This is a genomic window from Microbacterium hatanonis (genome assembly GCF_008017415.1).
In the GTDB taxonomy this organism is placed as follows: domain Bacteria; phylum Actinomycetota; class Actinomycetes; order Actinomycetales; family Microbacteriaceae; genus Microbacterium; species Microbacterium hatanonis.
Window position 1 is genome coordinate 2,054,405 of the sequence record NZ_VRSV01000001.1, and the last position, 13,386, is coordinate 2,067,790.

General features: G+C 72.8%; 10 protein-coding genes and 1 riboswitch. Of the genes, 6 read left to right on the plus strand and 4 right to left on the minus strand.

The genetic code is table 11. From position 1 onward, the window contains the following. Positions 1-183 precede the first annotated feature (183 nt). The 6 genes from FVP77_RS09890 to FVP77_RS09915 all read left to right on the plus strand — a co-directional run bounded on the left by FVP77_RS09890 (position 184) and on the right by FVP77_RS09915 (position 6,437). Positions 184-1,047, plus strand: coding sequence for an Fpg/Nei family DNA glycosylase (locus tag FVP77_RS09890; RefSeq protein ID WP_147894305.1), 864 nt, complete (start codon positions 184-186; stop codon positions 1,045-1,047). Positions 1,048-1,107: 60 nt separating this feature from the next. Next, positions 1,108-1,262: riboswitch (FMN riboswitch) on the plus strand. Positions 1,263-1,319: 57 nt separating this feature from the next. Further along, positions 1,320-2,345 carry a bifunctional diaminohydroxyphosphoribosylaminopyrimidine deaminase/5-amino-6-(5-phosphoribosylamino)uracil reductase RibD gene (ribD, locus tag FVP77_RS09895; RefSeq protein ID WP_147894306.1) on the plus strand — a complete coding sequence of 342 codons (1,026 nt, stop codon included), beginning with the start codon at positions 1,320-1,322 and terminating at the stop codon, positions 2,343-2,345. Continuing rightward, positions 2,345-3,028 carry a riboflavin synthase gene (locus FVP77_RS09900; protein ID WP_147894307.1) on the plus strand — a complete coding sequence of 228 codons (684 nt, stop codon included), beginning with the start codon at positions 2,345-2,347 and terminating at the stop codon, positions 3,026-3,028. Before ribD ends, FVP77_RS09900 begins: the two co-directional genes overlap by 1 nt. Continuing rightward, on the plus strand, positions 3,025-4,302 hold the full coding sequence (ribA, locus tag FVP77_RS09905; protein WP_147894308.1) for a GTP cyclohydrolase II: 1,278 nt from the start codon (positions 3,025-3,027) through the stop codon (positions 4,300-4,302). Before FVP77_RS09900 ends, ribA begins: the two co-directional genes overlap by 4 nt. Then, positions 4,299-4,775: a 6,7-dimethyl-8-ribityllumazine synthase gene (gene ribH, locus FVP77_RS09910; protein WP_147894309.1), complete on the plus strand. Its 477-nt coding sequence runs from the start codon at positions 4,299-4,301 to the stop codon at positions 4,773-4,775. Before ribA ends, ribH begins: the two co-directional genes overlap by 4 nt. Positions 4,776-4,946: 171 nt before the next feature. After that, complete coding sequence (locus FVP77_RS09915; protein ID WP_147894310.1) at positions 4,947-6,437, plus strand: MFS transporter; 1,491 nt, start codon at positions 4,947-4,949, stop codon at positions 6,435-6,437. 20 nt (positions 6,438-6,457) lie between these two features. On the opposite strand, the gene FVP77_RS09920 is transcribed toward FVP77_RS09915, so the two are convergent. From FVP77_RS09920 to FVP77_RS09935, 4 genes are read right to left on the minus strand one after another with little or no spacing between them, the layout of a single operon-like run. Beyond that, positions 6,458-7,195, minus strand: coding sequence for an ABC transporter ATP-binding protein (locus tag FVP77_RS09920; protein ID WP_147894538.1), 738 nt, complete (start codon positions 7,193-7,195; stop codon positions 6,458-6,460). Next, positions 7,195-8,091 (minus strand): ABC transporter ATP-binding protein, encoded by an 897-nt coding sequence (locus tag FVP77_RS09925; RefSeq protein ID WP_147894311.1) that lies wholly within the window; start codon positions 8,089-8,091, stop codon positions 7,195-7,197. Before FVP77_RS09925 ends, FVP77_RS09920 begins: the two co-directional genes overlap by 1 nt. Beyond that, positions 8,088-10,649 (minus strand): FtsX-like permease family protein, encoded by a 2,562-nt coding sequence (locus FVP77_RS09930; protein WP_147894312.1) that lies wholly within the window; start codon positions 10,647-10,649, stop codon positions 8,088-8,090. The genes FVP77_RS09925 and FVP77_RS09930 overlap by 4 nt, the downstream gene beginning before the upstream one ends. Beyond that, complete coding sequence (locus FVP77_RS09935) at positions 10,646-13,297, minus strand: hypothetical protein (RefSeq protein ID WP_147894313.1); 2,652 nt, start codon at positions 13,295-13,297, stop codon at positions 10,646-10,648. Before FVP77_RS09935 ends, FVP77_RS09930 begins: the two co-directional genes overlap by 4 nt. Positions 13,298-13,386: the final 89 nt, after the last annotated feature.

The window sequence follows — 13,386 nt, forward strand, 5'->3', positions numbered from 1 at the left end:
CTGTGGAGGAACGCACCTCGCACGGATTCAGGCTGAACGAGGCCGCCCGCCTCCGCACCCGCGAAACCGCTGGGTTCGAGAGGCCCTCGGCAATTCTCATCCTGAGTTCGGGCAGAAGCCGAGAGCGCAGGGGGCGTGCGAGCGGGCGGGCCCAGGGTCGGCGGTGCGTGGGAGGATGGGCGCATGCCGGAGATGCCGGAAGTCCAGGGCCTCGTCGATTTCCTCCGCGGGCGCGTGGTCGGGGTGGAAGTGACGCGGGCGACCGTCAGTGCGATCTCGGCGCTGAAGACCTACGACCCGCCCATCACGGCACTGGTCGGTGCACACGTGACCGGGGTCGAGCGGCACGGCAAGTTCGTCGACATCGCGACCGACAACGGTGCGCACCTCGTCTTCCACCTCGCCAAGGCCGGGTGGCTGCGGTGGTACGAGACGCTTCCGTCGACCGTGGTGCGCCCCGGAAAGACGCCGATCGCGCTGCGCGTCGGGCTCGCCGACGGGTCGGGCTTCGACCTGACCGAGGCGGGCACCAAGAAGTCGCTCGCGGTGCACGTCGTGGGCGATCCCGCCGACGTGCCGGGTATCGCCCGGCTCGGCCCCGATCCGCTCGACCCGGGCTTCGACCGCGACACGTTCGCCGGCCTGCTGGCCGATCGTCGCACGCAGATCAAGGGCGTGCTGCGCGACCAGTCGATCATCGCGGGAGTGGGCAATGCCTACTCCGACGAGATCCTGCACGTCGCGAAGATGTCGCCCTACGCTCTCGCGGCGGGTCTGAGCGTCGATGAGATCGACCGCCTCTACGCCGCGCTGCGCGACACGCTGGCCGAGGCCGTCACCGCGGCGAGCGGCAAGCCCCCGGCGGAGTTGAAAGACGCGAAACGACGGGGCATGCGGGTGCACGGCCGTCGCGGTGAGGCCTGCCCGGTGTGCGGCGGCGAGGTCAAGAGCGTGTTCTTCGCCGACAATTCGTTGGAGTACTGCCCGGTCTGCCAGACCGGGGGGAAGATCCTCGCCGATCGCCGGTTGTCGCGCCTGTTGAAATGACCCCGCACGACGGGGAATGAAACGTCGAGACCGGCGTTGACTAGAATCGCACCCAACACACACGTGCTCCGGGGTCGGTGAGAATCCGAACCGGCGGTGACAGTCCGCGAACTCGCGGTATCCGACAGGATGCTTCGGGTTGATCCGGTGGAACTCCGGAACCGACGGTGATGCGACGAGCGATCGTCGTCAGTCCGGATGGGAGGAGGCACGCACGGTACGCCGTGCCGTTGCGTCTTGACCCCCGGGGATTCACCGGAAGGACAGGACCGATGGCCACCACCGCCGAGCTCGAGGCCATGCGGCACGCGCTGCGTCTCGCCCGGCGCGGTCCGCGCGGTGTGAACCCCCAGGTGGGATCCGTGATCCTCTCGCCCGCCGGCGACGTCCTCGCCGAGGGGTGGCACCGGGGCGCCGGCACCGCTCACGCCGAGGTCGACGCCCTGTCGAAGCTCGAACCGGGTGCCGCCCGCGGCGCGACCGCCGTGGTGACCCTCGAGCCCTGCAACCACACCGGGCGCACCGGACCCTGCGCCGTCGCTCTCATCGAGGCCGGCGTCGCACGGGTCGTCTACGCGATCGCCGACCCCAACGCGGCCGCCGCCGGCGGGGCGGAGCGCCTGCGTGCCGCCGGAGTCGAGGTCGAGGGCGCTGTTCTCGTCGACGACGCGATGGACCTCCTACGGGGCTGGATCGACGTGCAGCGCCTCCGCCGTCCCCGTGTCACCGTCAAGTGGGCGCAGAGCCTCGACGGCCGTGCGGCGGCCGCCGACGGCACGAGCCAGTGGATCACCGGGCCGGAGGCACGGGCCGACGTGCACCGACGCCGCGCCGAGGCCGACGCCATCGTCGTCGGCACCGGCACGCTCCTCGCCGACGACCCGGCGCTGACGGCGCGCAGATCCGACGGCTCGCTGTACGACACCCAGCCGCGACCCGTGGTCATCGGCTCGGCCGAGGTGCCGACGGATGCGGCGGTCCGCCGTCATCCGATCGATCCCCTGTTCTTCCCCACACGCGACCTCGACACCGTGCTCGCCGACCTGCGCGAGCGCGGAGTGCAGCGCGTCTTCGTCGAGGGCGGCCCGACTCTCGCCAGCGCGTTCGTCCGCGCCGGTCTCGCCGACGAGATGCTCGTGTACGTCGCCCCCGTCCTGCTCGGCGGCGACCGGCTCGCCCTGGGAGACATCGGCGTCTCCACGATCGCCGACGCGCACCGGCTGCGCGCGGCATCCGTCACCCCTCTCGGCGACGACCTCCTGGTCGTCGCGCACCCCGCCGTCGAAGGAGACCTCTGATGTTCACCGGAATCGTCGAAGAGATCGGCACGGTCACGGCCGTCGAACCCTCGGGCGACGGCGTGCGACTCACGGTGCAGGCTCCCGTGGCCGTCTCCGACGCCACCCACGGCGACTCGATCGCCGTGAGCGGGGTGTGCCTCACGGTCGTCGAGCAGGGGGCCGACTGGTTCACCGCCGACGTCATGAAGCAGACGCTCGACATGTCGACCCTCGCGGGCGTCTCCCCCGGTCGCCCCGTGAACCTCGAGCGCGCCACCGCCGCGCACGGCCGCCTCGGCGGCCACATCGTGCAGGGCCACATTGACGGCACCGGCGAGGTGCGCGAGGTGCGACCGGGCGAACAGTGGCGCGTGGTGCGCGTCGGCATCCCCGCCGCTCTGGCGCCTCTCGTCGTCGACAAGGGCTCGATCGCCATCGACGGCATCTCCCTGACGGTGAGCGCCGTCAGCGCCGCCGACGAATCCGCACCGTGGCTGGAGGTCTCCCTCATCCCCGAGACCCTCGAGGCCACCACGCTCGGGGCCGCGAAGGTCGGAGACCCCGTCAACCTCGAGACCGACATCCTCGCGCGCCACGTGCAGCGGCTCTTCAGTTTCTCTTCCGGGGCGAGCGGGGCCGGTTCCTCGCCCGCGCCCGACGCGACACCTCCCGCATCCACGACCGAAGGAGGCTCACGATGAGCCTTGCCACCATCCCCGAGGCACTCGACGCGCTCCGCGCCGGTCGCCCGATCATCGTCTCGGACGACGAGAACCGAGAGAACGAGGGCGACGTCGTCCTCTCCGCCGAGCGGGCGACCGCCGAGTGGATCGCCTGGACCGTGCGGTGGTCGAGCGGCTTCATCTGCGCGCCGATGCCCGCCGAGTGGGCCGACCGCCTCGACCTCCCCCCGATGGTGGAGGTCAACCAGGACGCCCGGGGCACCGCGTACACCGTGAGCGTCGACGCCGCCACGAACGTGACGACAGGCATCAGCGCGGCCGACCGTGCCCGCACGCTCAACGTGCTGGCCGACCCCGAGTCCGTTCCGACGAGCGTGCACCGCCCGGGCCACATCCTCCCGCTCCGCGCGGTCGACGGCGGGGTTCGCGAGCGCAGCGGGCACACCGAGGCGGCCGTGGAGCTCATGCAGCTGGCCGGGCTCTCGCCCGTCGGCGCCATCGCCGAGATCGTCGCCGAGGACGGCAGCATGATGCGCCTGCCGGGCCTGCTCGAGCTCGGCGAGCGCGACGGCATCCCGGTCATCACGATCGAGCAGCTCATCGCGCACCTCGACCAGATCGCGCCCGCTCCGGCGGCACCCGCCGACCGTCACAAGCGTCGGGTGAGCCTGCGCGCCGAGGCCCAGGTCCCCACTTCGCACGGGGAGTTCCGCTTCCTCGCGTACAAGGACCGCGTCACCGGCACCGACCACATCGCGGTCGTCTCCGGCGACCTGTCCAGCGAAGCGCCGCTCGTGCGCGTGCACTCGGAGTGCCTCACCGGTGAGGCCTTCGGCTCGCTCAAGTGCGAGTGCGGCCCGCAGCTCGACGCCGCGCTCGACGCCATCGACAAGGAGGGCGGGGTCGTCGTCTACATGCGAGGGCACGAGGGCCGCGGGATCGGGCTCATCAACAAGCTCCGCGCGTACAGCCTGCAGGAGCGCGGACTCGACACCGTCGACGCGAACCTGGCTCTCGGACTCCCCGCCGATGCGCGCGACTACGCCGCGGCGGCCGGGATCCTCGCCGACCTGGGCATCGAGCGCGTGCGCCTGCTGACCAACAACACCGACAAGGTCTCGCAGCTGCGCCACCTCGGGCTCGAGATCGTCGAGCAGGTGCCGCTCCTCGTGGGAGTCGGACCCAACAACCACCAGTACCTGTCGACCAAGCGCGACCGGATGGGACACATCATCGCCGAGCAAGACCTCAGCGATGCCCTCGAGCAGATGAAGGAAGGGGCCGGTTCATGAGCGGCAAGGGAGCACCGATCACGGGAGACCTGCGTGGAGAGGGGCTGTCGATCGTCGTGATCGCCGGCACCTGGCACGACGCGATCACCGACGGACTGATCGCGGGGGCCGAGCGCACGCTCGAGGCGGCGGGAGCAGACTGGCGCCTCGTGCGGGTCCCCGGCTCGTTCGAGCTTCCCGTCGCGGCGAAGGCGGCCTTCGAGGCCGGCGCCGACGCGGTCGTGGCCCTGGGCGTGATCATCCGCGGCGGCACCCCCCACTTCGAGTACGTGTCGTCGGCGGCGACCGACGGGCTCACCCGGGTCGCGATCGACGCGGGGCGCCCGGTCGGCTTCGGCGTGCTGACCCTCGACGACGAGCAGCAGGGCATCGATCGGGCAGGTCTCCCGGGCTCGAAAGAGGACAAGGGAGCGGAAGCGGCGGATGCTGCGGTGCGCACCGCGCTCGTACTGCGCGCGCTGCGCGCGGCCTGACGGCGCCACAGGGCCCGGGGGCGGCATAGGATCGTTCACCGTGTGTCGGCGACCAGGCCGCCGCACTCGGTGACCCGGCGTCGAGCCCCGGCGCAGACCCCGCGCCCACGGCCGCCCACCGCGACGCATCGCAGAACGTGCGTCTCCCCGCGTTGATCGACAGGCCCTCTCTTGACCTCCCCCGCATCCTCCACTTCCCCCACCCGCGCGGCGTCCAAGCCCGCGAACCCCCGCTCGCGCGTCATCACCGCGAGCCTCGTCGGAACGACGATCGAGTTCTACGACTTCTACGTCTACGCGACGGCGGCCGTACTCGTCTTCCCGATCCTGTTCTTCCCCACCGGCAACGACACGACGGCGCTCCTGCTGTCGTTCAGCGTGTTCGGCGCCGCGATGATCGCGCGTCCGATCGGCGCCATCGTCTTCGGACACTTCGGCGATCGGTTCGGCCGCAAGGCGACCCTCGTCGCGTCGCTGCTGACGATGGGCGTCGCGACGTTCCTCATCGGGTGCCTCCCCACGTTCAACGAGATCGGCGTGTGGGCGGCCGTGCTCCTGCTCGTCATGCGTCTCGCCCAGGGCTTCGCGCTCGGCGGCGAGTGGTCGGGCGCGGCACTGGTCGCCACCGAGAACGCCCCCAAGGGCAAGCGCGCCTGGTACGGCACGTTCCCCCAGCTCGGCGCGCCGATCGGCTTCATCATCGCCAACAGCGTGTTCCTGCTGATCAACTTCGCCCTCCCGCACCCGGGCGGCGCCGGCCAGCGTTCGGCCGACTTCCTCGCGTGGGGCTGGCGCGTGCCGTTCCTCTTCTCGGCCGTGATGGTCATCATCGGTCTCTGGGTGCGCCTCAAGCTCGTCGAGTCGGAGTCGTTCACCAAGGCCGAGGCCAAGGGCACGATCCGCAAGTTCCCCCTCGCTGTCGTCGTGCGCCATCACTGGAAGGCGCTCATCCTCGGCACGTTCATCATGCTGGCGACCTACGTGCTCTTCTACCTGATGACCAACTTCACGCTGTCGTACGGCACGAAGGCGGCGAGCCTCGAGACCGCGGCCGCCGCCGCGCAGACCGCGGCCGCGAACGGGGGCGCGCCCTACGACGCAACGGCGTTCGCCGCGCAGTTCTACCCCGGACTGGGCTTCGGCTACACCGACTTCGTCATCATGCAGATCATCGGTGTGGTCTTCTTCGGGATCTTCACGCTGCTCTCCGGTCCGATCGCCGATTCCATCGGACGCCGACGGCTGCTGCTGTGGGTCACGGGTGCGATCATCGCCTTCGGCCTCACGTTCTCGATCTTCCTGCTGCCGCAGGCCGATCCGAAGTTCACCGGTGCGCTCACGCAGGCGTTCCTCGTTCTCGGGTTCATGCTCATGGGTGCGACCTTCGGTCCGATGGGCGCGCTCCTCCCCGAGCTCTTCCCGACCAACGTGCGGTACTCGGGATCGGCGATCTCGTACAACGTGTCGTCGATCCTCGGCGCCGCCCTCGCGCCGATCGTCGCGCTGTGGCTCTGGCAGCTGGGCGACGGCAACCCGTGGCTCGTCGGCATCTACCTCTCGGCGATGGGCGTGCTGACCTTCGTCGCACTGCTGCTGTCGAAGGAGACGAAAGACATCGACTACGACGAGAACCTCGGACTCGGCGCCACCGGCTCCCTTTAGGAGCACCTCGGAAGCGGATGCTACGCGGGCGCCTCGCCCCGCAGCATCCGCCTTCTGCGTGCCTCGGCACGCGACGTCGGGGCGGGAGCCCCGAGTCGGCCGTCGTGGATCTCGATCACCCGATCGGCGATCGCCGCCAGCTCGGGATCGTGCGTGGTGACGACGGCGGCCATGTCGTCACGGTGCACCCGGTCGGCGATCAGCTCCATCACGGTGCGCGCGCTGGCGCTGTCGAGCTGGGCGGTCGGCTCGTCGGCGAGCAGCACTCGCGGGCGGTGCACGAGGGCGCGCGCGATCGCCACCCGCTGCTGCTGTCCGCCCGAGAGCTGGTCGGGGCGCTGGCGGGCGTGCGGGGTCAGCCCCACGGCCTCGAGCGCTTCGGCCACCCGCGCCTCCCGCTCGGCGATGGGCGTGCGTGCGATCCGCAGCGGGAGCTCGACGTTCTCCGCCGCGGTCAGCATCTCGACGAGCGCGAAGTCCTGGGCGATGACCCCCACGACCTCCGCGCGGAGGCGGGCGAGGTCTCCCTCGGAGGCCCGCGTGACCTCGACGTCGTCGATCCACGCCGTGCCGGCACCGGGCGCATCGATGCCCGCGAGCAGGGACAGCAGCGTGGTCTTGCCCGATCCCGACGGGCCGCGCACCACGACGACCTCACCGGCGCGGACCTCGAGGTCGACCCCGTCCACCGCGACGGTGCGCAGCGCTCCGTCGCCGAACACCCGGACGAGCCCCTCGGCACGGACCACCGGACGCATCACGGCGCATCTCCTTCCGGCCGGTCGCCGGCGTGGATCTCGATGTGCCGCTCGCGGAATCCCAGCCGCACCCGGTCGCGCATACCGAGACGCGTGAGCTGCTCCTGAGGCAGCTGCAGGCGACCCGCGCGGTCGAGGACGGCGAACTCCTCGGAGATCCCGCGCTCCACTCCCCCCTCGTCGATGCGCGTCGACCGCAGCACCTCCGTGGACGTGCGTCCGTCGCGGATCTGCACGGTGCGGCGCACGTGATCGGCCACGTCGGGATCGTGGGTGACGATGAGCACCGTCACCCCGCTCTCGGCGTTCACCGAGCGCAGAGCCTCGAGCACCTGGGCCGAGCTGTGCTCGTCGAGCTCCCCGGTCGGCTCGTCGGCGAAGAGTACCTGGGGTGCGTTGACGAGCCCCACCGCGATGGCCGCGCGCTGCCGCTCGCCTCCCGTGACCTGCGAGGGGGCGCGATCGGCGATCCCGGCGATGTCGAGCAGCTGCACCACGTCGCGCACCGCCTGGGCGCGACGTCGTCGGCCGCCGCCGGTGAGGGAGGCAGCCAGCTCGACGTTCTCGAGGATCGACAGGCCCTCGACGAAGTTGCGGGTGGTCTGCTGCCAGACGAAGCCCGCCGTCTCGCGTCGGTACCGCGCGCGCTCCGCCGCGTTCATCGACATCAGGTCGTGGTCGCCGACCCACACCCGCCCGGCGCTGGCGACGTCGAGCGCCGAGAGTATCCCGAGGAGCGTGGACTTGCCCGACCCCGACGCCCCAACGATGGCGGTGAGCTCGCCCCGTTCGACCCGCAGGTTCAGTCCCTGCAGCGCCTGCACCTCGACGCTCGCGCTGCGGTAGATCCGGACGACGTCGGCGCACTCGATGAGGGGTGGATGCTGCGTGTTCATGCTGCTCCGTTTCGATCGGGGGCGCGACGAGCGCGCCGGAGTCCGGGGAGGGCGGCGAGCAGTCCCGCCGCGGTGAGGAAGACCGCGCCGCCGGCGGCCACGACGACGATGGCGGCCACGGGGAAGGCCGAGCCGCGGGCGGTTCCGATGACACCGGCGATACCGGCCACGTCGGTCGCCGCCGCCACCAGCGACGCGACGGCGATCCCGATCACCGCCCCCACGAACGATCCCGCCAGCACGACCGGCACGACCTGCCAGAGCACGGGGAGAGCCGCCCCCCGCGGTGGGAGTCCGAGGAGACGCAGCACCGCGCGCAGGCGCTCCCGCTCGGGTCGGACGGCGACCACCGCGACGACGAGGGCCAGCGCGGCGAGGACGAGTGGCAGCACCGCCCCCGCCCAGAGCACGCCCGCGAGCACGACGGCCGATGGCCGTGCGGCAGTATCCGCCCGCACCTCGTCGGCGACCGACACCGTGGCGCCCTCGCCGACGACCGCACGCAGGGCGGACGGCGTGTCCGCGGGGGCATCGGCGGTCCAGTCGCACAGGACCCAGACAGGACCCGAGAGCGCGACACCGGTGAGGGTCCGTTCGTCGACGAGCACCCAGCGACCCTCGGCGGGCACCGGGAGGTTCGCCGTCACGACGCGCGCGTCGACCGGGATGTCGCGGGCGATCTCGAGCGTTCCGCCGACTCCGACGGCGAGCTCTGCACCGACCGCGATCTCGCCCGGCTCCAGTACGGGGAGGTCGGGACGGATGGCGTGGAGCGCGGCGGTGTCGGTCACGAGCACGTCGGCGGATCGAGACCGGCCGTCGTCGGTCAGTCCGATGCCCGTCGCGACCCTCACCTCGACGGCGGCAGCGACCCCGGGCACGGCCCGGATGCGCTCGATCGGGGGGAGGGCGCCGGAGGCCGAGACGACCCTCGCGTCGGCGCCCACCGCGTCGCCCGCGGCGGTCGTGAACGACTCGGACAGCGCCTGCCCCACGATCAGCGAGGAGACGCACGCCGACAGCGCGACGACGATCGCGACGAGCGGCGCCACCGCCGCAGGGCGCCGGGCGGCCCACGCCCGCGCGACACCCGCACCGGCCGACGCCCTGCTGCGACCCACGCGCTCGAGGGCCCGGAGACCGAACGGCAGCGCCCGTGCCGCGAGCACCCCCGCCGCGATCGCGGTCCAGGCGGGCGCGGATACCAGGAAGGGGTCGGCGCCGGCGTCCGAGGGTGCGAAGCCGCGCACCGTGAGGAGGACGGCCGCGCCGACGCCCAGGCCGACGATGAGGAGGTCACCGCCGATACGGACGGGTCGCCGCCACGCCGGGGGCGGCGGGGCGGCGAGAAGAGCGCCCCACGCGATGGTCGCGAGGGCCGCGACGGCGGCGATCCCGACGTCGCCGGCCGCGACCGGTCCGCGGAGGGCGACGATCGCGACACCCGCGCCGACGACCGCGCCCGGCACCGCGGCGAACGCCGTCTCGATCGCCGCGTCCCGGACGGCTCGACCGCTCCCCGCACCACGGGCGGCCATCAGGGCTCGACCGACCGCTCGACGATCCGCGAAGCCCCGCAGGGCACCTCCGACCGCCACGACGATCGCGCCGAGCACACCGGCGGCCAGCAGCCATGCCAGCGCCGACGTGTTCGCCGACGTCGTGACGACACGGTCGAGGATCGGTGGCAGCCGCGAGTTCACGCTGAGCGGCTGTCCGCTGGGGAGGATGGCGCCGGTACTCATCGCCAGCCGGGTCGCCGAGGCGAGCTCGCCGATGTCCGACGCCTCGAGGCCGGAGGACGTCACCGGGTACCACGCCGTGAGCTGCGCACCGAAGACGAACCCGTCGAGCGCGTCGAGACTGGCGGGGTCGATCAGGGCACCGATGCCCAGCACGGCGGTGCCGCTCTGCAGGCGTTCCTCCGTGACGTCGTCGAAGACCTCGCGGTGCCGGAGCGCAACCGCATCACCGGGTGCCGGCTCCACGATCGCGGCCACGACCATCTCGAGTCCTCCGGAACTCAGCCGGTCGCCCACGGTGACGCCCACGCGGGTCGCGGCCGAGTCCGCGATTGCGATCTGCAGCGGCCCGTCGCCCGTCCACGTCGCCGGGGCGGCGCCCTCCAGCGGGCGGGCGTTCGACAGCGCGTCTGCGTCGACGCCGAGCCGCACCTGGACGGGATCGTCGCCGCCGGCCGCCCGCTGATCGAGCAGCACCTCCTTCAGCACGATGTTCGTCGACGCATCGCCCACCGCCCCGGCGAGCGGTTCTCGCAGGAGCGCGGGGAATTCCTGCGCGGCCTGCGCGAGAGATCCATCGAGCCGGGCGCCCCCGTCGGGCTCGGCCCACTCCCCGCTGAGCGTGATCTCCGACGCGGACGAACGGGCCGGGTCGAGGGCCGCGGCGAACTGATCGTCGAACGATGCCGTGAGTGCCCGCGGCAGGCCGACGGCCCCGGCGACCAGGGTGGCGATCAGCACAGCGATGAGGACGAGAGGTGCAGCGTGCGGTGCGATGCGCCGACGCAGAAGTCGCGCGGAGACGAACCGCGTCATGAGCGCGACCCCGGTCGAGGTGCGCGCGGCTCACGCCACACGACGATCGCGAGCACCAGCGCGAGGGCGGCCACGAAGGCTGCCGCCGATGCTCCCCCTGCGACGGCGTCGACCACCGGAGGGGCGAGGCCGAGGGATTCGCTGGGCGCTGCGCCCCGGGCGAGCGAGGGGACGAGCAGAGCGAGCACGACGACGCCCGCGAGCATCCCGACGACCAGCCCCACCGCGACGACCGCGACGCGCTCCGCGCCGCGAGCCGCCCTCCGCAGACGCGGGCCGAGTCCGATCAGTCGCAGCGCGTCGGCCTCCGCGGCATCGGCATCTCGCCCGGCGAGCGAGACGGCGGCCGTTCCCAGCAGCGCCAGGAGTGCGGCGGCCCCGGCCCCCCACCACATCGCCAGCGGAGCGGCGGCGAGGATGTCGCGTGCCGGATCGACGGCCGTCCCGTCGACGCGCACTCCCTCGGGCACGATGCTCCGCAGCGCCGCGGCCGTCGACGCCGGCGCACCCGCGGACCCGACCCAGGCCACCGATGGCGAAGGGGTGTCGTCGTTCCAGGCGAGAGCGCCGAGGATCGGCGCCCACGCGTCGATCATCACGGCGACGGCGCTGTCGGCGCCCGGGATCGCGGGTGTCACGGCGGCGACCTCGACGGCGGTCGTATCGAGGCCCCACAGCGTCAGCGAGAAGCGTTCGCCGAGCGACAGCCCCGTCGCGTCGAGGAACGCCGTCGTGACCACCACGGGCAGCGGGTCGGCGTCGGTGCCCGCCAGGAAGCGCACGAAGGGCGCCCCGTCGAGGATCGCCGCCTCGAGCCCGGAATCCCGCCCCGTATCGAGCGGGTACGGCTCGGAGAACGGGCTGGCGACCAACCATCCCGCGGGATCGAGCCGTTCCCCGTTCGCATTCACCTCGACCGCGACGGTGGGCGCACCCCGCTCGTCCGCCGGGGGCGTCGACGCGACGTCGATGGCCACCAGCCGCCACTCGGTCGCACCGGGGGGCGCGGCGAGCGTGACCGTTCCTCCGCCGACATCGTCCGTGCCCCCGACGCGGACGACGACCCCGTCGGCGTTCCCGAAGACGACGGACACGGTCGTCCCGGGCGTCGCACCGGATCCCGAGAGTGAGAGTTCGACGGCGGCACCGGCCGCGACGGCCCACCCCGGAAGAACCTCCGGGGCGATCACCTCTGCCCACCGTCGTCGTTCCTCCGCGGGGGCCTCGGCGAGTTCCGCCACCGCCGGGGCGGTCACCGCGAGGACCGACACCGATTGCGCGGCGAGCGACTGCCCGGTCGTGCGGATGGGCGCGACCCTCGACACCTCCTCGAGCGACCCGGCCGCCGCCAGCACCTCCGCGTCGAGGTCGCCGCTGCCCGCATCCATCCGAACCTCGGTCCCCCACCGAGCAGCGGCCACCGCGTCGTACCGCGCGGTCCACGACGCGCCGTAGCCCGCGACGACGACCAGCTGGCCCACGGCGAGCGCGCACAGCAGTAACGGGGTGATCGACACGGCTCCTCGGCGGAACGCGCCGCGCAGCCACACCGCCGAGAACCACGTCACCCGCCGCCCGACGACGCGGTCCACCGGCGAGCCCAGCTGCGACACCAGCAGGATCGCGACGATCGACACCGCGGCGAGCGAGGCGGCCGGCGCGAGGAGGATCGCGGGGTTGGTGCGTGCCGCATCGGTGGACAGCGGCGATGTGCCGAAGAGCAGCAGCTGCCACGACGTGAAGCCGGCGAGCGCCACGAGCAGAGAGACCGCGACGACGCGCAGTGCCCGCCGCGAACGGGGACTCTCGGCGGTATCGGGCCGCTCGAGCCTGCGCACCCCGGCGAACGCGTGACCCGCGATGAGCGCCAGCGCCACCGGCACGACAGCGGTCGCCCCGGCCGCCACCGCCCATCCGGCAGCATCGAGAGGGAGACGACCGGCGACCGCAGCGCCCGTCACCGCGCCGACGGCGGCGCCGAGCACGACGGCCACCGCGCTCGGCAGCGTCGCATCGCCGATGAGGCGTCGCAGGCGCGCTCCCCGCGACCACAGGAGCGCCGAACGCCGCGCACCACGGATCGCCAGCAGACGCGCGATCTCGTTGACCGCGACGAACGCGACCGTGGCGGCGGCCGCCAGGGCGATCGGCGCAGCGCCCCGCAGGGCGTCGGACTGGCGCGTGACCGTCAGAGCCGTCGGCACGAGGCTCCCCGAGAAGGCGACCTGCGAGGCGTCGACGCCGGCGTCGACGAGCGCCGGGCGCATGCGCCGCCAGGCGGCGGGCACCGCCTCGAGATCGGCAGCGGTGACGACGTCGGCGCGAGGAGCGATCGTCCACCGCGCGAAGCCCGCGTCGGGCTCGGTGCGGGACACGTCGAGGACGACCCCGGCGCCGTCCGCGCCGAGGGACGAATCGATCGCGCTGCGCACCGCAGCATCCTGCGCCCCGGCCGGGTCGTCGACCGGCAACTCGATCGTCAGCGTGACGTCGACGGTGCCGCCGGCGGCCACCGTCGCCCGCGCGAGGTCGTCGACCGCGGCGCTCACCTGCAGGGGCAGCAGCACAGCGAGGAACGCGGCGACCGCGATGACCGCTCCCGCCGCCGCCTCCAGCGCGCGGCGCGGGAGAAGCGAAGCGAAGTGCACGAATTCCCCGTCGACTCGATGACTCTCCGCACGATAGACCTCCGCGCAGCGGCGCGCGACCCGACAGGCCGCGCGTACGAAGTACGGTC